This window comes from Myxococcus sp. MxC21-1, assembly GCF_032612255.1.
Classification (GTDB): domain Bacteria; phylum Myxococcota; class Myxococcia; order Myxococcales; family Myxococcaceae; genus Myxococcus; species Myxococcus virescens.
This window is the reverse complement of the sequence record NZ_CP123278.1, coordinates 1,213,942-1,235,161: the sequence shown is the minus strand read 5'-3', so window position 1 is coordinate 1,235,161 and position 21,220 is coordinate 1,213,942. Positions and strand designations below refer to the sequence as shown.

The 21,220-nt window shown below is 70.4% G+C and carries 14 protein-coding genes; 9 read left to right on the top strand and 5 right to left on the bottom strand.

The genetic code is table 11. The annotated features are described in order from the left end of the window. Positions 1 to 237 precede the first annotated feature (237 nt). The 3 genes from QEG98_RS05850 to QEG98_RS05840 all read left to right on the top strand — a co-directional run bounded on the left by QEG98_RS05850 (position 238) and on the right by QEG98_RS05840 (position 3,567). Positions 238 to 996 carry a glycosyltransferase gene (locus QEG98_RS05850; RefSeq protein ID WP_410477964.1) on the top strand — a complete coding sequence of 253 codons (759 nt, stop codon included), beginning with the start codon at positions 238 to 240 and terminating at the stop codon, positions 994 to 996. Positions 997 to 1,159: 163 nt separating this feature from the next. Then, on the top strand, positions 1,160 to 2,419 hold the full coding sequence (locus QEG98_RS05845) for a glycosyltransferase family 4 protein (RefSeq protein ID WP_316566040.1): 1,260 nt from the start codon (positions 1,160 to 1,162) through the stop codon (positions 2,417 to 2,419). Beyond that, positions 2,416 to 3,567 (top strand): glycosyltransferase family 4 protein, encoded by a 1,152-nt coding sequence (locus QEG98_RS05840; protein WP_090485119.1) that lies wholly within the window; start codon positions 2,416 to 2,418, stop codon positions 3,565 to 3,567. Before QEG98_RS05845 ends, QEG98_RS05840 begins: the two co-directional genes overlap by 4 nt. 13 nt (positions 3,568 to 3,580) lie before the next feature. On the opposite strand, the gene QEG98_RS05835 is transcribed toward QEG98_RS05840, so the two are convergent. From QEG98_RS05835 to QEG98_RS05815, 5 genes are all read right to left on the bottom strand, one after another. After that, positions 3,581 to 4,723 carry a glycosyltransferase family 4 protein gene (locus tag QEG98_RS05835; RefSeq protein WP_316566039.1) on the bottom strand — a complete coding sequence of 381 codons (1,143 nt, stop codon included), beginning with the start codon at positions 4,721 to 4,723 and terminating at the stop codon, positions 3,581 to 3,583. Next, positions 4,692 to 6,023 carry a hypothetical protein gene (locus QEG98_RS05830; RefSeq protein WP_316566038.1) on the bottom strand — a complete coding sequence of 444 codons (1,332 nt, stop codon included), beginning with the start codon at positions 6,021 to 6,023 and terminating at the stop codon, positions 4,692 to 4,694. Before QEG98_RS05830 ends, QEG98_RS05835 begins: the two co-directional genes overlap by 32 nt. A gap of 198 nt (positions 6,024 to 6,221) precedes the next feature. Then, positions 6,222 to 7,283, bottom strand: a complete 1,062-nt coding sequence (locus QEG98_RS05825) for a glycosyltransferase (protein WP_316566037.1) — start codon at positions 7,281 to 7,283, stop codon at positions 6,222 to 6,224. Further along, positions 7,280 to 8,530 (bottom strand): glycosyltransferase, encoded by a 1,251-nt coding sequence (locus QEG98_RS05820; RefSeq protein ID WP_316566036.1) that lies wholly within the window; start codon positions 8,528 to 8,530, stop codon positions 7,280 to 7,282. The genes QEG98_RS05825 and QEG98_RS05820 overlap by 4 nt, the downstream gene beginning before the upstream one ends. Further along, on the bottom strand, positions 8,527 to 10,719 hold the full coding sequence (locus QEG98_RS05815) for a GumC family protein (RefSeq protein WP_090485129.1): 2,193 nt from the start codon (positions 10,717 to 10,719) through the stop codon (positions 8,527 to 8,529). Before QEG98_RS05815 ends, QEG98_RS05820 begins: the two co-directional genes overlap by 4 nt. Before the next feature lie 205 nt (positions 10,720 to 10,924). On the opposite strand from QEG98_RS05815, the gene QEG98_RS05810 reads away from it, so the two are divergent. The 6 genes from QEG98_RS05810 to QEG98_RS05785 all read left to right on the top strand — a co-directional run bounded on the left by QEG98_RS05810 (position 10,925) and on the right by QEG98_RS05785 (position 21,219). Beyond that, complete coding sequence (locus QEG98_RS05810; protein ID WP_141588228.1) at positions 10,925 to 12,271, top strand: bifunctional glycosyltransferase/class I SAM-dependent methyltransferase; 1,347 nt, start codon at positions 10,925 to 10,927, stop codon at positions 12,269 to 12,271. Between the two features lie 460 nt (positions 12,272 to 12,731). Next, positions 12,732 to 14,054: a hypothetical protein gene (locus QEG98_RS05805; RefSeq protein WP_316566035.1), complete on the top strand. Its 1,323-nt coding sequence runs from the start codon at positions 12,732 to 12,734 to the stop codon at positions 14,052 to 14,054. A 264-nt stretch (positions 14,055 to 14,318) separates the two neighbouring features. Next, the gene (locus QEG98_RS05800; protein WP_316566034.1) at positions 14,319 to 15,038 is read left to right on the top strand and encodes a hypothetical protein; all 720 of its coding nucleotides are present in this window, start codon (positions 14,319 to 14,321) and stop codon (positions 15,036 to 15,038) included. 75 nt (positions 15,039 to 15,113) lie between these two features. Then, on the top strand, positions 15,114 to 19,484 hold the full coding sequence (locus tag QEG98_RS05795; RefSeq protein WP_316566033.1) for a pilus assembly protein PilY: 4,371 nt from the start codon (positions 15,114 to 15,116) through the stop codon (positions 19,482 to 19,484). Next, positions 19,481 to 20,017, top strand: a complete 537-nt coding sequence (locus QEG98_RS05790; protein WP_316566032.1) for a hypothetical protein — start codon at positions 19,481 to 19,483, stop codon at positions 20,015 to 20,017. The genes QEG98_RS05795 and QEG98_RS05790 overlap by 4 nt, the downstream gene beginning before the upstream one ends. Beyond that, complete coding sequence (locus QEG98_RS05785; protein WP_316566031.1) at positions 20,014 to 21,219, top strand: PilW family protein; 1,206 nt, start codon at positions 20,014 to 20,016, stop codon at positions 21,217 to 21,219. The genes QEG98_RS05790 and QEG98_RS05785 overlap by 4 nt, the downstream gene beginning before the upstream one ends. Position 21,220 lies beyond the last annotated feature (1 nt).

Sequence of the window (21,220 nt, the reverse complement as noted above, 5' to 3'; positions counted from 1 at the left end):
GCTTCCCCGAGCAGGCGCGCGCAACGCGGCGTTCAACGCGGACCGGCTCCTCACCCGCTTCGGCCTCTACCCGGGCCGTGCGCTGCTCGCCCGGGGGCGGCACGACGCCTTCCACGTGGTGGACCACACCTACGCGCAGCTCGTCCACGCGTTGCCCGCGTCGCGCACCGGTGTCTACTGCCATGACCTGGATGCGTTCCGCTCCGTGCTGGAGCCTCGGCGCGAGCCGCGTCCAGCGTGGTTCCGCGCCATGGCCCGTGCCCAGCTCGCGGGACTGGAGCGCGCGGCCATCGTGTTCCACAGCACCCAGGCGGTGCGCATGGAGCTGCTCGCGCATGGCGTGGTGCCGGAGTCGCGGCTCGTCTGGGCGCCGTATGGCGTGTCCCCCGAATACCGCCCGGAGCCCACGCCCGGAACGCCCGATGCCAGCGAAGCCGTGCTCGCACCACTGGGGGCCGGCCCTACCTGCTCCACGTCGGCAGCGCGATTCCTCGCAAACGGCTGGACGTGCTCTTCGCCGTGTTCGCCGCGCTTCGCGCGCGCTACCCGGAGCTTCGGTTGGTGCAGCAGGGCGGCGCACTGAACGGCACACAGCGCGCGCAGGTGGAGGCGTTGGGTATTGGCGATGCGTTGCTTCAGCCTCCTCGGCAGGAACGGGCCACGCTGGCGGGCCTCTACCGGCGCGCGACGGCCGTGCTGGTGACGAGCGAGGCGGAGGGCTTTGGGCTCCCCGTCATCGAGGCGCTGGCCTGTGGTGCCCCCGTGGTGGCCAGCGACCTGCCCGTGCTTCGGGAGGTCGGAGCAGCAGCCTGCACTTACTGCCCCGTGGGGGACGTGCCGGCGTGGGTGGAGTCCGTGGCCGCGCTGCTCGCCGGCCATGACGCACAGCCCTCGCGCGAGGCACGGCTGACCCGCGCCTCGCGCTTCACCTGGGCCGCGCATGCACGTACGGTGCTGGACGCCTACCTGCGGCTGCTCGGTACCTCCACGCCGTGAGGTCGGCAGGCTCCGCCCCACCCGGAGCGTTCCGCTCGCCCTTGGCGATACGGACATGCCCAGGGTCATCGCGCGAACACAGTGCGCGGCGGCGTTGCCAGTGCCGCAAGCCCCAGCAACGTGCCTTGACCCGGGGAGAGGTGTTTGCTTCGGTCCACCCGCCGTGCGCCTCCTCTTCCTCAATCCCGTGGGCATCCTTGGTGGAGCCGAGCGCGCGCTCCTCGATTTGATGGCGTGCCTGAAGCAACAGGACTCAACGCTGTCGCTCCACCTGCTGGCCGGAACCGCGGGGCCGCTGCTCGACGAAGCGCGCGCATTGGGCGTGGATGCGCGGCTGCTGCCATTGCCAGAGCACCTGTCCACGCTGGGCGACTCCGCATTGCGAGGCCACGGTCCACTGGAAGCGCTGCGCTTCGCCCGTCGGCTGGCGCCCACATCCGGACTGCTGGTGGACCATGGACGCGCGCTCCGCCGGGACGTCGCCGACATCAGCCCCGACCTGGTGCATTCCAACGGCATCAAGACGCACCTGCTCAGCGCCGCCACCGCGGGCCTGCCCTTGAAGCGGGTGTGGCACATCCACGATTTCCTGGGCGAACGGCCCCTGGTCCGCCGCGCGCTGAGGCTGCTGTCGCCCCTCGCATCGGCGGCCATCGCCAACTCGCGGGCGGTGGGCGACGACACGCGCGAGGTGCTGTTCCGAGTGCCCGTGCACGTCGTCTACAACGGCGTGGACACCACGCACTTCTCCCCCGGCCCCGCGGACGGCGCACAACTGGACCGGCTGGCCGGTCTACCCGAAGCCCCCGAGGGCACGCTCCGCGTGGGACTGGTGGCCACCTATGCCCGATGGAAAGGCCAGGACGTCTTCCTCGAAGCCGCGGCGACGCTGACGCGCCTGTACCCCGCCCTGCCCGTGCGTTTCTACCTGGTGGGCGCGCCGCTGTATCAGACGCCCGGCTCGCAGTTCTCCGAGGATGAACTGCGCCGGCTCATCACCTCACGCGGCCTGGCGGAGCGCGTGGGCCTGGTGCCCTTCCAGTCCCATCCAGCCTCCGTGTACCGGGCCCTGGACGTCTTCGTTCACGCCAGCACCCGCCGGGAGCCCTTCGGCCTCACCATCGCGGAGGCGCTCGCCTGCGGGCGGCCCGCCATCGTCTCCAGCGCGAGCGGCGCGGCGGAGGCACTCACGAATGGCACGGACGCGCTGCTGATACCGCCGGGCAATGTGCACGCGTTGGTCCAGGCGATGCGAACGCTGTTGGAGGACGCGGCCCTGCGAGCCCGGCTGGGCACGGCCGCGCGACTCACCGCGGCGGCGAGCTTCTCGCGCGAACGCTACGCGAGCGAGGTGCTCACCCTCTACCGCACGCTCGTGCGGAGCAGTCCCCCATTTGAAAGCCGTGGAGCCCCCATCCCTTGAAGCAGTCACGTCGGCTCATCACCCTCTCCCACTCCTACGTCGTCGGCCTCAACCGGCGCCTCGCCAACGAGATGGTGCGCGTGGGCGCGGGTGCATGGGATGTCACCACGGTGGCACCCCGCTTCTTCCACGGCGACCTGAGCCCGCTCGCCCTGCGACTCGAAGCGGACGAGCCCGCCAGGACGGAAGGCGTGCGCGCCTTCTTCAGCCGCTCGCTCCACACCTTCCTCTACGGTCCGGAGGTGCGTGCGCACCTCGCGCGCGGCGCGGACCTGGTGCACGTGTGGGAAGAGCCCTATGTGCTGGCCGGCCTGGAGCTGGCATTGCTCACGCCGCGTCGCATCCCGCTCGTCTTCAGCACCGCGCAGAACCTGTCCAAGCGTTACCCGCCGCCCTTCGCCCAGGCAGAGCGCTTCGTCGTCCAGCGCGCTTCCGGCTGGGTGGCCTGGGGTGAAACCGTGAGGGACAACCTCCTCACCCGTCCCGGCTATGCGGAGCGTCCCGCGCGCGCCATTCCCATGGGCGTGGACGCGGACCTGTTCCAACCGGATCGCGCCGCGGGCGAGTCCTTGCGGCGCGAGCTCGGGTGGGAGACCTCAGGCCCACCCGTGGTGGGATTTCTCGGCCGCTTCGTCCCGGAGAAGGGCGTGCCCCTGCTGATGGCTGCGCTCGACGCGCTCGACACCCCGTGGCGCGCGCTCTTCGTGGGCGGTGGCCCGATGGAAGGTGCGTTGCGTGACTGGGCGGCCCGGCACCCCCAATCGGTGCGAGTCCTCACCGGCGTGCCCCACTCAGGCGTGCCACGCGCGCTCAACGCCATGGACATGCTGTGCGCCCCCAGTCAGACGACGCGCCAATGGCGGGAGCAGTTCGGCCGCATGTTGGCGGAGGGCTTCGCGTGTGGCGTGCCCGTGCTCGGCAGTGACTCGGGCGAAGTCCCGCGCACCATGGACGATGCGGGCATCGTGTTGCCGGAGGCGTCTGTGTCCGCCTGGACGCAGGCGATCGCCAACCTGTTGGAGAGTCCCCAGCGCAGAGAAGAACTGGCCACACGGGGCCGAGAGCGCGCCGTCACCCGCTTCTCGTGGCCGGTGGTGGCGAAGGCACACCTGGACTTCTTCACCGAGGTCCTGGAGCGGCGCGGCTGACGAAGCCGGCGCCTCAGCCCTCGCGCTCCACCGTGTCCACGATGGCCTCCGCCATGGTGTCCCAGGTCTGCGCCCGGAGCGTCTCCGACAGCGCGGCCACATGAGGCGACCAGGCCGCGGCGTGCTGGCGCCAATCCTCCAGGCGCCGCACCAACGCGTCCACGTCATCCGGCGCGTCCAGCAACAGGCCCGACAGCGCCTCCGGGTAGCGCTCCGCCACGCCCGCCGAGCGGCTCACCAACGCAGGCAGCCCGGCACACAGCGCCTCGTGGACGTTCAGCCCATATGCGTCATACCGCGTGGGCGACACCAGCACGTCCGCCGCCGACAGCAAGCGCGCCACGTCGTCACGGAAGCCGAGGAACTGGATGCGCTCCCCCAGTCCTCTGTCCGCGGCTTCGCGCTCCCATGCATCCCGCTGCGCGCCCGAGCCCACGACCTTGAGGTCCACGCCCCAATCCGCACGTGCACACAGCCGCAGCCACGCCTGGAAGAGGGTGTCGAAGCCCTTGCGACGGTCGCCCAACGCGCCCACGAAGAGCGCCACGGGCCGGGACTCGGGCCACCCCAGGGACGCGCGGACCTCACGGCGCGCCTCGGCGGTTACCGGGCGAAAGCGCTCCGCATCCCCACCGAGATAGATGACACGCACCCGGGACGCAGGAACGCCCGTGGCAGCCACCACATCATCCCGCGTGCGCTCCGAGTTGGCGATGATGACGCGCGCGCGCCGCAGGGCCTGCCGCTCCGAACGCACGTAGTACCGGTGGCTCACGTGGCCCTTGAGCTGGCGCAGCACACCGCCGCTGGGCTCGGAGGCATAGGCGCCGTGGACGTAGTGGACCCAGTTGGCGGACGCCACCGGGCAGTTGCCCCCATTGGCCACCACGCGGCCGCCCTCGGCGCGGGTACGCAGCGCCCAGGCCCGGCCCACCGCGCTCAGCAGCGGTTCGCCGAGCAGATACGCATTGGCGGGCTTGGGCACTCGCACGAAGCGCACATTGGGATGGCGCAGGAGGACCTCCGCCACGCGGTGTGCCACCAACCGGACTGGGTACCCCTGCTTCGCCAGCCAGAGCGCCAGCGCCAGGTTGGCCCGGTCCATGCCGCCGGTATCCACGAAGTCACCGGCGATGAGGGTGTACGGTCTTCGCATGGGCCAGGGCGCCGAAGAGCGCCGCGTTGAGCAACCAGAACTCCATGCCCGTCTGGCTCATGAAGAACGGATAGCTGAAGGTGAGCGCGAAGGCGCCCAGGTTGTACGCGAAGAGGACGCTGCCCCACAGCCAGAACTCGTCCTGCGGACCGTCACGCCTGCGAGCGACCCGGAAGGCCCACAGCAGCGACATCAACACGCCCAGCGGGTAGAACAGCACGCCCAGGATGCCGCCGTCGTAGACCCAGGCGGTCCACTGGATTTCCGCCCACAACGGCGGGCGCTCGCGGTCGCTGTTGTCGCCGAAGTAGGCATTCGTCATGCCGTAGCGGCCCAGGCCCGCGCCCAGCGGATACTCAGGCAGCACGTCCGCGAAGGTCCCCGTCAGGAAGTAGCCGCGGTTGCGGTGGTACACCTCGTCGGGGCTGGCCGCGAAGAGCGAGGCCCAGCGATTCATCACCGCGTCGCCGCCCACCGCCACGGCCCAACCGAAGGTGGCCACGCCCGCGGTGCCCACCACCGCCAGCAGGGCCAGGAACCGTCCCACGCGGCCACTCACCAGGAGCACCGCCGCCAGGGCCACCAGACACACCACCAGCATGACGGCGGTGGCGCGCACCTGCGACAGGTAGATGCCGAAGAGCCCCACCAGGATGCCGCCCACGCTCAACACGCGCGTCAGCCCACGACGGGATGACAGCAGGAAGCCGCCGCCCAGCAGCACCGCGTAGAAGCCGCCAGTGGACGCGCCGCCCGGAATGTCCGTCAGCCCCATGGGGCGGAACACGCGCACGCCGTCCGAGGTCTCGAACTTGAGGCTGCTCACATAACCTTCGCCCTGGCCCTGCACCGCGGCGGACAGTGCGGGCTGGAAGCGTCCGGGGAAGTAGACCTGCAGCACGCCCACGCCCGCGCTGGCCGCGTTGAAGAAGAAGAGCAGCGCGAGCGTGCGACGGAACGTCTTCGGGTCGATGGCCAGCCGGGTCACCCACAGCAGTGGCGCGGCGATGGCGAGCTGGATGCCCAACTGCGCAACCGCCGCCAGCGGGGCACCGGTGCCAGGATTGAAGAGCTGGAGCGCGGTGATGCCCAGCGCGGCCAGGATGAAGGGAAGCGCCGGGTGCTTCAGACTCCGTCCCCGCACCAGCGCCAGCAGCACCAGACTGACGCCGAAGGCCAGCACGCGCACCGCCACGCGGAGCGGCGCGATGGCCTCCACCAGCAGCGCGAGCTGGCAGCAGATGAGCAGACCGACGAAGAGCGGCACCAATCGGCTCGACGCCAGCAGTCCGCCGCCCATGCGCGCACCTCGAGCGACGGGCGCGGTGGGCGCGGCTCCTCCGGAACCGCCTCCAACGCGGCCCCCGGTGCGCGGCGCACGTACCGGCGCTTCAGCACGCCGGGGCCCTGAAGCTGGGGCGCCCTCACACCGGCACCGCCTGCTCGGACAGCGCGCGCAGCGCCTCCTCCATGCCGCGAAGGAAGCCTCCCGCATCGCTCAGCGCCGCGGCACGCGCGGGCCCCGCCGAGCCCAGCCGGGCACGCGTCTGGGGGTCCTCGATGAGCCGCCCCAGGGCCAGGGCCAGTGACTCCGGCTCCGGGCGGACAAACACCCCGCAGGAGGCATCCACGATTTCCAGCGCGCCCCCATCGGCGTGGTCACCACGGGCAGGCCCGCCTGGAGCGCCTCCACGAAGACCAGACCGAACGCCTCCGGCCTCGAGTTGGGCTGGCAGTGGATGTCCGCGGCGCGCAGCAGCCGCGACACGTCCGAGCGCTGCCCCAGGAGTCGCAGCCGCCCCTCGATCCCCAGGTGCTTCGCCTGCGCCCGCAGGCCCTCCAGATAGGCTTCCTCGTCCGGACGCTGAGCGCCGCCAGCGAACCAGACGCACCAGCCCGGCACCGCTCGCAGCCGGCCCAGCGCCTCCAGCAACAAGCGCTGGCCCTTCCCCTCCTGCATCCGGCTGGCGTGGAAGATGACGGCGTCCCCTTCGGAGGCCCCCAGCTCCGTGCGCACGCGCGCGCGCTCGGACGCCCCCAGCGCCGGCGGTGGCATGGGCAGCGGACAGTGCGTCACATGCCAAGGCACCTGGGGATAGACGGACACCAGCGTGCCCGCGGCGAAGCGGCTGTTGGTCAGCACCAGGTCGGGCGGCGTGACACGCGCCCACCGCTCCAGCCAATGCTGGCCAGTCAGTGCGTCATGCTGGAAGAAGGCCAGGGGAACGCCAGCCGTGCGCACCACGGGCCCGAACAGCGCCTGAGGCCAGATGGCGTGGCAGATGACGACGTCGTAGCGCCCGCCGCGCAGCAGCTCGCGCAGGACGCTCCGCGCGCGCCACACGGACCAGGGCCGGCCTGTCTTCGCGGGCCCCAGCACATGCACCTCCACGCCCGCGTCGCGCAGCTCCCGAGCCAGCCGGCCCTCGAAGCAGAGCGCGAAGGCATGTGACAGCGACGGGCGAAGGTTCCGCTCGCGCGCCATCGTGTGCAGCAGCGTCTCGATGCCACCGTAGAGGTTGCCGCTGGAGATGTGCAGCACGCGCAGGGGATGGCTCATACGCTCCCCGTCAAGCGCAGCAGCGCCACGTCGGGCGCCATCACCGGCGCGGGCCGGCCCAGCGCCTCCGAGTACAGGGACAGGCTGCGCCAGGCCATGACGTCATGCCGGAACTCCGCCACGGCCCGCTCCCGGGCCTCGCGCCCCAGCCGCTGCGCCAACCCGGGCTCCTCCAGGAGTCGCCGCGCCGCCGCCGCCAGGGCCTCCGCGTCGCCGACCGGCACCGTCAGCCCCGTCTGCTCATGCAGACTCACCCACGCGACGCCCGAGTGCGGAATCGCCGTGTTCAGCACAGGCAGACCGCTGGCCATGGCCTCCACCTGCGACAACCCATACGCCTCGCTGCGGGCATTGCCACAGAACCAGAGCGCGGTGGCCGCGTGCAGCGCGCCGACCAGCGAATCCGGAGGCAGATAGCCCGCCCACGTCACCCGGTCCGCGACGCCCAGCGCGCGCGCCCGGCGTCGAGCCTCCGCCTCCAGCGGCCCCTGCCCCACCACCACCAGCCGCCCCGGCACCCGGCGCAGGGCCTCCAGCGCGGTGAACAGGCCCTTGTAGTAGACGAGCCGCCCCACCATGAGCCACAGCGGCGCGCCCGCGGCCTGTGCCCGCCAGTGGGCCTCCGCCTCCCGCGCGGCGGCGCAGGGATGAAGGTACGGCGCCAGGTCGAGCCCCAGCGGCAGCGCCCGCACCTTGCCGCGAAAGGCGCGCAGCAGCGGTGAGCCCGAGACATAGGCCTCGCTGGTGGCCAGCACCCGCCGGGCCCGCGCGTAGAGCAGCGCCTCGAAGGGCTTGAAGAGCGCGCCCGCCACCCTCTGCCGGATGACGTCACTGTGGTGGGTGATGAAGACAGGAGGCAGCCGGCGCGCCACATCCAGGGCCAGCACCCAGGTCGGGTTGGGTGTGTGCAGGTGCACGATGTCCACGCCCCGCGACAACGCGCGTCCCAGCATGCGCGGCAGGTCCGGCATCGCGTCCATGCGCGCGACGGAGGCCAGCCGGCCCAGGCGCGTCACGCGCACCGGTCCGTCCCACGTCTCACACGTGGGACTGCGGCCCTGGAACTCGTGGCTGGTGCCCGCGCCGTCCGCGGCATGGTTGGCGCACAGCACCTCCACCTGCGCGCCGAGCGCCGCCTGGGCGCGCGCCAGCGTCTGCACGTGGGCTTCCATGCCGCCCGACGCGGGAGGATAGAACTTGCCCAGGTGCAGCACCCGCAAGCCCGCGCCCGCTGATGGCGCGTTCACGACTGCGCCACCCCATCCTTGGAGTCTTCCGCGTACTGCCCGTAGCCCTGGTAGCCCAGATACGAGTCACCGTAGCGCGGCGCCGACAGGTCCACGTCGTTGAGGATGGCGCCGTACATGCGCGCCTGCACGTCCGCCAGCGAGCGCAGCGCACGCCGCGCCGACTCGCGGTTCGTCTTGGCCGCCTTCAGCACCAGCACCACGCCGTCGCACTTCGTGGCCAGCACCGCCGCGTCCGCCACCGCGTTGATGGGCGGGCTGTCCAGGATGACGCGGTCGAAGCGCTCGGAGGCGGCCTTCAGCAGGTCCGTGAAGGCCTGGGTGTGCAGCAGCTCCGCCGGATTGGGCGGCAGCGGTCCGCACGGCAGCACGAAGAGGCCGGGCACCTCGGTGCTCTTCACCGCCGCGTCCAGCGTGCCCTCACCCACCACCAGCGAGGAGATGCCCAGCTCGTTGGGCACTCCGAAGGCGCGGTGCAGGCGCGGCCGGCGCATGTCCGTGTCCAGCAGCAGCACCCGGTTGCCGCTCTGGGCCATGGCCACGCCCAGGTTGATGCAGGTGGTGGACTTGCCTTCCTGCGGCCCGCTGGACGTCACCACCAGCGTCTTGAACGGGTTGTCCGGCGACATGAACAGCAGGTTGGTGCGGATGGCGCGGCAGCACTCCGCTGCTGTCGACTTGGGTTCGCGGTGGACGTGCAGGTCCCGCTCGCGTGGCGCCTTGCTGCCGTCCAGCCGCGGCATCACGCCCAGGAAGGCCAGCCCCAGCCGCTCCTCCACGTCCGCCTGCGTGGCCACGCTGTTCTCCAGGAGCTCCAGCAGCAGCACCACGCCCAGGCCCGCCAGCAATCCCAGCACCAGCCCCACCGCCAGGTTGCGGCGCACGTGAGGCTTCACCGGCACCAGGATGGGCCGCGCCGGGTCCAGCACGCGCACGTTGCTGGTGCGCAGCATGCCTGACAGCTCGATGTCCTTCAGGCGTCTGGCCACCAGTTCGTAGAGGCGCTGGTTGTTGTCCGAATCGCGCTTGAGCCGGTCGAACTCGATGGCCTTCTTGTTCACCAGGAATGCCTCCGACTTCTCCGCGTCCAGCAGGCGCACCAGGTTCTTCTCCTGCGCCACCGACTCCGCCAGCGACGTCTCCGCGCTGCGCACCACGTTGCTCAGGCTCTTGAGGAAGTCCTCGCGCACCACCGACAGCTTGCGGTTGCACTCCAGGAGCTTCGGGTGCTCGGCCAGGTAGCGCTCGCCCAGCTCCGCGCACGTCATGCGCAGCTCGGTGTAGCTGCGCCGCAGGTCCTGGATGGGTCCGTCCGAGGCGCCCGACAGCGCCTCCGCCCACGTCTCATCCTCCGGAGATGCCTTGCGCAGCCGGTGGATGGCCTCCACCCGCGCCTGCTGAGCGGCAATCTGGATGCGCACCTCGGTCAGCTTCAGGTTGAAGCTGTTGATGCGCTCACTGACGATGCTCATCCTCGACTCGAGCGACGTGGACAGCATGTCCGCGTCCTTCTTGAAGTCGTAGACGGCCAGCTCGCTCGTCTTGGACTGCGACTCCAGCTCGGCCAGACGAATCTCCAACCAGTCGCGCGCGTCCTCTGTCGTCCGGAGCTTGAGGGCCAGGTTCTCCGCCATGTACGCGGCGGCCACCTCGTTGGCCAGCAGCGCGGCGCGCTTGGCGTCGAAGTCATCCACCGCGATGTTCATCACCCGCGAGTCCCTCGCGGGAATCACCCGGATGCGCGACTGGACCAGCGCCACCGCGTCCGCGCCCTGCATCGCCTGCAGGCGGGCCTTCTCGTCGGTGATGTGCGCCAAGCCCAGGAAGTCCGCGTCCGTGGACAGGCCCAGCTTGTCCACCACCCGGCCCGCCACCGCGCGCGAGGTGATGATTTGGCTCTGGGTGGCGTAGTACTCCTTGTTGAACCAGTAGTTGCTGCGCTCCTCGCCCATCACCTCCTTCACTTCCCCATCCAGGAAGCGAGGCGCCATCACGTCGATGATGAGCGAGGCGCTGGCCGAGTACACCTTGGGCTGGCGCAACGTGTGGGCGGCCGTGAGCGCCGCCACCACCACCGCCACGCCAAGGACGACCCACTTGCGGCGCCACACCGCGCGCACATACTGCATGAGGCCCGCGGGCGTCAGGCCACCAGCGCCGCCGGCGGGGTCGAAACCGGTTCCATCCACGTCACGTCTCCCTGCTGTCTCCAGAGCGACTCCACGGCCTGGCGGCACTCCGCCGACCTACACCCACACGCTTGGGGACCGCGACGAGCGTGCCGTGTCCCCGCGGGGTTGTCCATCGTTCCGCGGTCGCCTGGATGCCCTCCATCCACGCTTCTTCGCGGGCACTGACGCGCATGGCCGAGCCGCCTGTGCTAGTCAGCCCGGCGTGACGCCACCGCTTTCCTTCGTCCTCCCCTTCTCGCCCGACACCGCGGCTGCCGCTTCCCGCTTCGCCCAGGCGTTGCCTCCTGGCGCGGAGGTCGTCCTCGCTGGAGAGGGCTCCGTCGACGCCGCCTCCTCGCCCAACGTGCACGTCCTCACGGTGCCGGGTGGCAAGGGCGCGGCCATCCGCGCCGCGCTGGAGAAGGTGTCGGGCGCGGTGACGGTGCTGCAGGATCCAGACACCTCGTATTCGCAGGACGTCTATGACGCGCTGGTGCGCCCCATCCAGGCGGACACCGCGGACGCCGTCTTCGGCCTGCGCACGGCGCAGGGGCTGGCGCCGGAGCTGCTGGCGGACCGGGCCCTGGGTCACGTCACCCGCTTCGTCACCGACGTGCCGCTGACGGACCCGCTCACCGGTCTGCGCGCCTTCCGCACCGAGGCGCTGCGCTCCGTCACGCTCACCAGCGACGACGACGCGGTGGACGCGGAGCTGGTGGTGAAGCTGGCCGCGCAGTTGTTCCGCCTCACCGAGGTGACGCTGCCGCCTGGCGCGGTGCCTCGCCGGACGCCCGCGGCACACCTGTCCCGGCTCAAGACGCTGGTCCGCTACGCCACGGTGCGCGACGACGCGGACAACCAGCACGAGGGCTACACCACGCTGGAGCGCATGGACGGCGCCGTCCACTACAACCAGTGGCTGGGCCGCCGCTTCCGCGAGCACCTGGGCCGCCGGGTGCTGGAGATTGGCGCCGGCATCGGCACGATTACCCGCGAGCTGGAGTCGGGCCTGGAGCTGCTCATCGCGCTGGAGGTGGACCGCTTCTACGTGGACCGCCTGAAGAACCTCTTCCGCGGCAAGCCGCACATCCGGCCGTACCTGTCCGACGTGGCCCTGGCGGACTGGGAGTCACTCAAGACGGAGCGGCTGGACACCATCGTCCTCTCCAACGTGCTGGAGCACATCCCGGATGACGCGTCCGCCGTCCGGCGCTTCAAGCAGATTCTGGCGCCCGGGGGCCGGGTGGTCATCCTGGTGCCCGCGCTCCAGCAACTCTTCGGCGCCATCGACGAGGCCGTGGGCCACTACCGCCGCTACACGCCCTCCACGCTGCGCGCGGTGCTGGAGGAGAACGGCTTCCAGGTGGAGACCCTGGAGTGGATGAACCTGGCCGGCCTGCCGGGATGGTTCGTCAACAGCCGCCTGCTGCGCCGCCGCTCGGTGCCCAAGCTCCAGCTCAAGCTCTACGACACGCTGGCGCCCCTGATTGCGCGGGCGGAGTCGCACGTGAAGCTGCCGGTGGGCATGAGCCTCTTCGCCGTGGCCCGCGCCACCGGCGGCGACGCGTGAGGCACCGCCGCCACGCGTGACACCCCGGCTGTCCATTGAATCGCAGCCGCCTTCCGAGGCGGCCTCGCCCGAGAGCAGGGCCCCGCCGCCATGAACTCCACGCCCTTGCCCGCCGCCGCGCCCCGGAGCCCACCACGGCCCCCACTCCCGAGCGCCAGCCCCTGCCATCCCGAGGCGCGCCGCGCGCCGTATGGGCCGCCCTGGCGGCGCTGTACGTGTTGCTGTTCCCGTACCACCCGGGCCTGCGCTCGCCCAACGAGCTGTGCCGGCTGTGGCAGACGCGCTCGCTGGTGGAGTACGGCACCCTGCACATCAACCAGGCGCTGCACGATTACGGCAAGGTCGGTGACCTGTCCGTGAAGGACGGGAAGTACTACCCCAGCAAGGCGCCGCTGCTGTCGTTCGCCGCCGTGCCCTCTACGCCGCGCTGCGCGCGGTGGGCGGCGGCCACCGGCATGCCGTGCCGGAAGTCCCCCTGGTCTTCTTCTCGCGCCTGTTGCTCACCGTGCTGCCCACGCTGGGCCTGCTGTGGCTGGTGCGCCGCTACCTGCGCGCATCCCTGGAGCCGCTCGTCGCGGACGCGCTCACGGTGACGTATGGGCTGGGCTCGCTGGCCTTCAGCTACTCGCTGCTCTTCATGAGCCACCAGACGACGGCGGTGCTCCTCTTCGCCAGCTTCTACGCGCTGTGGCGCTGCGCGCGTGGTGAATGGCGCGAGCGGGGCTACGTCCTGGCGGGCGCCTTCGCGGGCGCCACCGTGGCCGCCGAGTACACCGGCGCGCTGGGCGTGCTCGGCCTGGTGCTGTACGCGGTGCTCACCATCGCCTTCCAGGACGCGCCCGCGCGTATTCGCTGGGCGCGCCTGGGCCGGGCCGCGGGGCTGGCCACGCTGGGCGCCCTGCCCTTCCTGGTGGCGCTGATGGCCTACCACCAGGTGACGTTCGGCCACCCGCTGACGAGCGGCTACAAGTACCTCAACGATGCGGGCTACCAGCCCTGGCACCTGGGCGGCTTCCTGGGCATCCGCACGCCGGACCCGCGCGCCTTCGCCCTGTCCTTCTTCTCCCCGCTGCGGGGCCTGTTCACCCTGGCGCCCTTCCTCCTGCTGGCGCTGCCGGGGCTGGTGCTCGTGTGGCGCCGCCGGAGCCAGTCACCGGAAGCCCGTGCGCTGGCGTGGCTGAGCCTGGCCCTGCTCCTGGGCTACACGTACTTCACCTCGTCGTTCTCCTACGACTCGTGGGGCTGGACGACGGGGCCGCGTCACCTCACCGGCCTGGTGCCCTTCCTCCTGCTGCCCGCCGGCCTCTTCCTGGAGCGCCTGCGCGCGGCCGGTCAGGGCGCGTGGGCCCTGGGCGTGGCCGCGCTCCTGTGCGCGGTGTCCATCGTCGCCACCGGCGTGGCCACCTTCATCAACTACATCCCCGATGACGTCTCCAACGCCGTGGGCGCCCTGGCCCTGCCGCTGCTGCGTGCGGGCTACTTCCCGCCCGGCGTGCTGACCTTCTTGGGGCTTCCGACGGGACTGGCGGGTGGGGTGCTGGCGGGGCTGCTGCTGGGCACCGCCGCCTGGGTCTTCGTCAGCCTGGCGCGGAAGCCCGGCCAGACATGGCCCGCGGCGCCCGCGCTGGGAGCATCCCTGGCGGTGCTGCTGCTGCTGGGCACGGCGCATGTCTTCACCAGCCGGCATGACACCGCGGACCGCAACGCCGTGCGTTTCCTCAAGTCCGTCTGGTTGAACGCCCCGGAACGTGACGTGACGTTCTGGCCTCGCGGGCGCGGCTGAAACACAACGCTCCGTGAGACTGTCACGGAGCCACCACCCGTCTCGCCCTCTGGGATGAGCCTCACGGTCCGTCCCACTTTGTCGCTGACTCGCAAGTTTTGCGAGGTCCGCAATTCGTGTCGTGTGATTCCGTGTCAGGCTTTACCCAGGCCTCTGGCCAAGCGGCTGGATGCATTGACATGGCTGCATCGCGAGAGCGGGCCTGAGGATTGCTGAGACAGACACCTGCGCTTCCCTGCTGCCCTTCAGGGCAAGGAGTCCCCGGTGCGCTGTCATCCGACCCGCAAGCCCGCACACGCCTCTGGCGCGAGGAGAGGGTTCACCCTGCTGCTGGCGCTGGGCCTCATCGCGCTCGTCACCGCGGGCGTGCTCGTGTCCCTCCGCGCGGTGAGCACGGAGAGCACGCTCCAATCCCATGAGCGCCGCTCGCGTGAAGCCCTCTTCGCCGCCGAGGCGGGCATGGCCGAAGGGCGCGCCGTCGTCCTGGCGATGATGAACAACCCCGTCGCGGGAGGCGTTGGCAGCTACAGCCAGGACGTCCTGCAGCGCCTGCAGGTCGTGGCCGAGCAGGGCCTGCCCGACGTCGCCGCGGGCGGCGTGCCCTGGCGAGAGCTCATTCCCCAGACGCCGTACACGCTGGCGCGTGGCACGGCCATCGACGACACCGTGCCGGGCGCCTCCGTCGAAATCAACGACGTGGAGGGCGAGCCCATCCGCGCCTACCCGGAGGCTCGCAGCGTCTCCTTCCGCGTCTTCGTCGTGGAGGATGACGACGACGCCGACCGCAACGCCGACGCCAATGGCCGCATCTGGCTGGTGTCGGTGGGCGAGGTCCAACCCCCAGGCGCGGGCCTCCCCTACCGCACCATCGTCCGCTCACTCCTGGAGCACAGCAGCACCCCGGGAGGGCTCGCGTGCGGCTACGGCATGAAGATGGGCTGCCGAGGCAACGGCACCTCCAGCAGCGGCCTTCCGACATTCTGATTCCCAAGCCTTCGACCGCAATCCGTTGCACCTGAATCGGGCGGCCCTGAAGCACCGGCCGCCAGGGGGGACATCATGCGCTGGACTCGAACCTGGATGGCCGCGGTGGCCGTGGCCGCCGCGGGAGCCGTGCTCGCCCAAAGTCCCGGCGGCGACACGGGCAGTGGCGGCACGGATGGCGGCGCCAGCAGCCTCGCGCTGTGCATCGACACCACGGACCAGGACAAGCAACCCGACTTCAGCAGGGACGCGGGCATCCCTAGCGCCATCATCGTCACGGATGACAACCCGCCCAAGCTGCGGCTCAACACCAACCTCAACGTCCTGGACCCGGAGAAAATCATCCTGCCCTTCGAGCAGGAGCTCACCGCGCTCATCGTCGATGACCGCGCGGGCAGCGGCGCCTCCAGCACGCTGGGCTGGTTCTATTACGACGAGCTCATCGACGCCGAATACATCGACGACAACGGCACGCGAGAGAACTCCGATGACGACCGGCTGCTGGACAAGAACAACAACGGCGTGCCCGACTTCCACGAGGACCTCTACAACCTCAACCCCACGCGCTACATCGGCGTGGAGCCCCGCTGCCCCAACCGGACCTTCACCCACCAGCGCTGGGGCGACGCGGGGACGGTGACGCTGCGCGAGCCCGACCTGCTGATGGGCCCGTGCAACTCCGGCAGCAACTACGCCGCCAATACGGGGCCTCGAAGGTGGCAGGGGCGCGCTGACTACCCCACGCGGCCTTCGACGGGCGGCGTGGTGGGCCGCCCGGTGCGCGACTTCACCAACGCATTGTTCGCCTATGACCCCTACCACGGGCGAGACAACCTGCGGCAGAGCGCGGTCACCTCCGGCATCATCGACACGTACTTCAGCGACCAGGGCCTGTTCCCGCACATCCCGAACCTGCTGGAGCCCCGGCATGCCCTCAACGGGAACAAGGGCATCGGCAACCTCGTCTTCCTCTCCACGGACGACGACGAGACGTCGTGCCACGAATCGGAATCGGCGGAGTGCTTCGCGCCACGCCAGGGCTGGACGCTCGACGGCAACGGCCAGTTCATGCGCACCGGCACGGCCTGGGACAAATCCGATGAGGCGGACGGCATCCCCGACTACAAGGCCAGCGCGTTCGACAGCGCGGGCCGCCTCATCACCGGCAAGAGCACGACCGCCGCCATCACCAAGGCCGAGGACCAGGTCGTCCCCATGGGACGCCTCGCGGGCCGGCGTGAAATCGTCTTCTTCCTCGTCACCTATGTGGAGCAGGTGTACGGCCCGGCCACGGATTCGTGCTTCATCACGCGTCCGACGACGGATGGGCGCGAGGTGCAGTGCGACCTTTGGATGCACGGCGACATCAACGTCTTCTTCACCAAGACGCCGCTCAACATGGACCTGCACCAGGGCAGCGACCCGCTCGTGGTGAGACAGAAGAACCTCCGCACCAACTGGCTGAATCCCGTGGTGTACCCCCGGCTGGAGAACGACCCGGCCTATGGCGGCGTCGTCTTCCCGTTCGACCAGACGCAGGATGTCCCCTCCGTGAACCGCCGCGCGGCGCACACGATTGTGGGCGCGCCGCGTGACAACCCCCTGGTCTGGATTCTGGGCTGGGAAGACCAGAACGCGGGCGGTGACCGCACGTACAGCGACATCGTCATCCTCATCAACAAGCAGAACAACGGCTCCTACCGCTCCGACGTGGTGTCGGACATCGCTCCGGACATCTCCCTGGACTTCACCATCACCGAGGTGACGTTCACCGTGGAGGACCAGCCCTACTACGCGGCGGATGGCGGCGGCGTCGCGCCCTGCTCGCTCTCCGTCAAGCTGCCGGACGGCGGCACGGGCCAGCGCAGGCCGGACATCAGTTATGACGTGGCGCTGGACTGCAAGGTCTGCCAGGAGCCCTGCAACACCTCCAATCCCACGTACATCCTCAACGACAATCCGAACTGGCTCCGGGTCCCCATCCCGGACAGCGACGGCGGCGTGCGCAATGAGACGGCCGTCCTGCAGGACTTCCTGGAGCAGGGCCGCGTGGGAACACAGCTGTGCTGGCGCGCGGTGATGGAGAGCCCGGGTGAGTCCTGCCAGCCCACCATCCACAACATCAACGTCTCCTACAAGGCGCAGCGCAGCGGTGAATACGGCCGCGCGTCGCTCATCCCCATGGCCAACGCCGTCATCCACGGCGTCTATGAAACGCCCGGGCGCGCCTGGGTCGCCGATGGAGGCGTGGACCAGGTCTCCATTCGCACCTACGACAACCGTCCAGACACCATCGACCGGGGCCACATCTACCTGAAGAAGCTCTACGAGCCCGCCACGCTGGTGCCCTATGAGCCCACCCAGGAGGTCTGGGACTCCGGCAAGTGGATGCGCGACCTGATGCGCACGCTGGAGACCCGTCCCGGCGAGCCGCTCGACACGCGCAGGCTCGTCACGCTCAATCCGGCGAATCAGCAGGCCATCGACGTGAAGGACCTGATGGCGCGCGCCAACACCACCAGCCCCGTCTTCCCAGACACCTACTGCACCCGCCGCAACGGCAGCGTGTACCTGTATGACCTGGACGGCCGCAACGGCTGCACCGCGGATGACCGCGTGGCGCTGCGCGACTGGCTCTACGGCTGGGAGGACCGCCAGTCCTCGGTCATCCGCAACCGGATGCGAACCTGGCCGCTGGGCGGCGTCAACCTGTCCACGGCGGCCGTCATCGGGCCGCCCAACGTGCCCGCGTGGCTGCTCGAAGGCCGCAACCTGGACGCGGAGCGCCGGAAGTTCACGGAGAACTTCAGCGCGGCCAACACGGGCCGCCCCACGGTGACATACGTGGGCACGACGCAGGGGTACCTCCATGCGCTGGGCACGGGCTACTTCCGCACGGGGGATGACCCCTGCACGCCAGGCCGCGTGGAGTACCAGGGCTACTTCGGCCGGGCCGGCAGCTGCGCCAGCGGCCAGGACTACGGCGCGGGCAACGAGCTGTTCGCCTACCTGCCCTTCAAGCTGCTGCCCTACTACGTGGAGAACTACCGCCGCGCCAACGACGCGTACTCCACCGAGCGCGCCACGATGGACGCCACGCCCTCCGTGGCGGACGTGGACCTGCGGAGCGACGACTACCGCCCGGACACCGGCCACGACCCTCGGGAGACCGACGAGGCCTGGCGTCCCCGCCCCGCCCGGAACGAGGGCGCGAAGACGGTGCTGGCCAGCGCCACGGGCCCCAAGCAGAGCGTCTTCTTCGCGCTCGACGTCAGCAACCCCACGGACTCGAGCTATCCGTCGCCCCTGTGGGAGTTCGACATGAAGCGGGACCGCTTCACGTCCGCGGGCATTCCGTGCACCAGCACCGGCAACGGCTGCAACCCGCTGCCGGCGCTCTTCACCGGCGCCACGCCCAAGCCCGACACACGCGGTTCGCGCCATGCGCCCTCGCTGGTGCGCATGGACTTCGGCCAGGCGGGCGGCAAGAAGTGGGTGTCCATGTTCGGCACGGACTATTCGCCTGAGTCCGGCACGGTGGGCACCGTCTACCTGATGGACCTCAAGACGGGCCTGCCCGCGCAGGTGACGGGCAACAGCGCGAAGGCGCGGCTGGCGGGCGTCGTCACGCTGGGCACCACCGCGGACGCGAATGAAGGCATCGGCGGAGAGCCCATCCCGCTGGACGTGAATGGCGACGGCAACGTCGACGTCATCTACGTCCCGTCCACCTCGGGGAAGATCTACCGCATCAACCCCACCTACTCGAACACCGGGACGAACACGCCACTGGGCAAGGTGCTGGCCTCCTGTGTCGTCGCGGACGCGCAGGCCGTGCCCGGCATCCGCAATCCCACCAGCCAGCGCATCTACTCCACCATCTCCGCGTCGGTGGTGCCTGACAGCGGCTCCCGCCGGGTGCGGCTGTACTTCGGCACCGCCAACAACCCGGACATCGCCAACGAGCCGGACGACACCGCCAACCCGCGGCCCCGCTATCACCTGATGGCCTTCGAGGACCGCGACCCGGTGCCCGCCACGCGTCCAGGGGCCAACTGCCCCGCGCACCTCGAATGGACACGCGAGCTGGGCGAGGGCCAGGTCGTCTGGGGCGGCGTCTCCACCACCCAGGATGGCGTCTTCACCACCAGCGCCGTGGGCCGCGCCGCCAGCGCGTGCGACCTGGACAGCACCACCAGCGGCAGGGTCTACGCCTACAGCACCTCGGGCAATGCGCTCGCGGGCAACGACACCCCCATCGACGGCCACGGCACGCACGCGCCCGTGCTCTATGACAATCACCTGCTCATCGTGAAGAACGGACAGGTGCGCGCGCTGGGGAGCGGGACGTACAACAACCCCACCTCGGAGTCGCCGCGAAGCAGCTCCCGGGTCCTCATCTGGGACGTGCAGTCCGGCTCACGCGTCCAGGAGGTGGTGCCATGAACCGGCGCAGGTTCCACGCCCATCCGCGCGGCCTCAGCATCCTGGAGACCATCGCCACCGCCGCGGTGCTCATGCTCGGCATCCTGGGCATCATGCTCACGCTGGGCACCGCGTCCCGTCACAACCGCCGCAACAACAACCTGAGCCAGGCGAGCCTCATCGCCGAACAGGAACTGGAGCGCGTGGTCAACCTCCGCTGCGTGGGCGAGCCGCTGAACGACCCCTGCGTCAACATCAAGCAGCTCGACAACACGAGGCGCGACGTGTGGTGGTCCGCCAATGGCCGCATGACGGAGACGCCGCCCCTTCCAGGCGCGACGCCGCAAATGGCCTACACGCTGACGCTGGACGTGGACCCACCCTTCGAGGGCGCCGAGACAGGCGAGCCCGCGCTGAACCGCGCCATCCCGCTTCCCCACGCCAGCAACCTGGCCCTGCACCAGGTCGTCAACGTCCGCGTCACCGTGAGCTGGATGGAAGAGCCCGGTGCGCCCCGCCGCGCGGTGGCCCTGCAGACCCGGATGGCGCCATGAAGCGACTTCGTTCGACGACGCCGCGCGGCTTCACGCTCATCGAGCTGATGGTGGCCGCATCGATGTCCATGGTGGTGCTCGCCACCGCCATTGGCGTGAGCGTCCATCTCCAGCGCCGGGGCCTGCTGGAAGAGCGCATCATGGAGACACAGAACAAGGGCCGGGCCGCGCGTGACTTGATGGCGTTCGGCGTGCAACGGGCGGGCGCGGGCATCGGCAGCGTCTCCCTCACCGGCGGCCGGACTCCCGCCGGCGAAGCGGACCTGTTCTACGCCGTGTGGGCCCGGCCCCAGGCCACCTTCCCGGATGACGCCACCTTCGTCCCACCCACCAACGCCGCGCTGCTGTCGGATGCCCTGGAGGTCTGGGAGACGGACCCGGCGCGCATGGTGCTGCTGGAGCAGTGTCCCTTGCCGGCGACCGCGGCCTGGTTCGAGGACACGCTGTGCATCGGAGGCCTGCCGCCCGCCTTCCTGGACAATGCGGTCATCGCCGTGGTGTTCCCGGGCACGGAAGACGAGCGGGGCTGGGCCTGCGTGGGACAGGTGACGAACCTCGTGGACGAAGGCGTGGAGTGGACGCCCGCCATCCCAGGCCGGCCCGCGCCCGCCGACGGCAACTGTCATCCCGATGCCGTGACGCTTCCCGAGTCGCCCTGGCTTGGCATACGGGAACCGCGCGAAGGAGGCATGTACCTGCTCCCGCTCACCAGCCGCAGCTACCGGGTGAACTGGCCCGGCGGCACGCCCGTGCTGGAGATGGACGCGGATGGGCCCCTGGGGCCCGCGGGCTACACCGCGGTGTCCCAGGACATCGAGCAGTTGCAGGTCCGGCTGGGCGTGAGTGCCCCCAACGCGCTCCCCGGCGCCCCCGTGCGCTTCTTCCCGGACGCGGAGACCGGGCGCCCGGAGCTGGCCACCTGCACCCAGGCCACCTGCGCCGCACACATCTCCTGGACCTGGGATGCGGGCGTGCCCGTTCCGCCGGACCGCGGCCCGGGCAGCGCGGGTGACGAGCTGATGCGCCACATGCGCGTGGTGGAGCTGTCCATCACCGCGCGCTCGCAGCGCGCCGAGCTGACGGGGAACGAAGCGCCCGGAGCGCGAGACGGCGAAGGCAACCTCCGGGATGGCTACAAGCGCCGGCACAGCGTCATCCGCCTGGCGCCTCGCAACTTCGCGTTCGTGGGAACGGGGGGCTGAC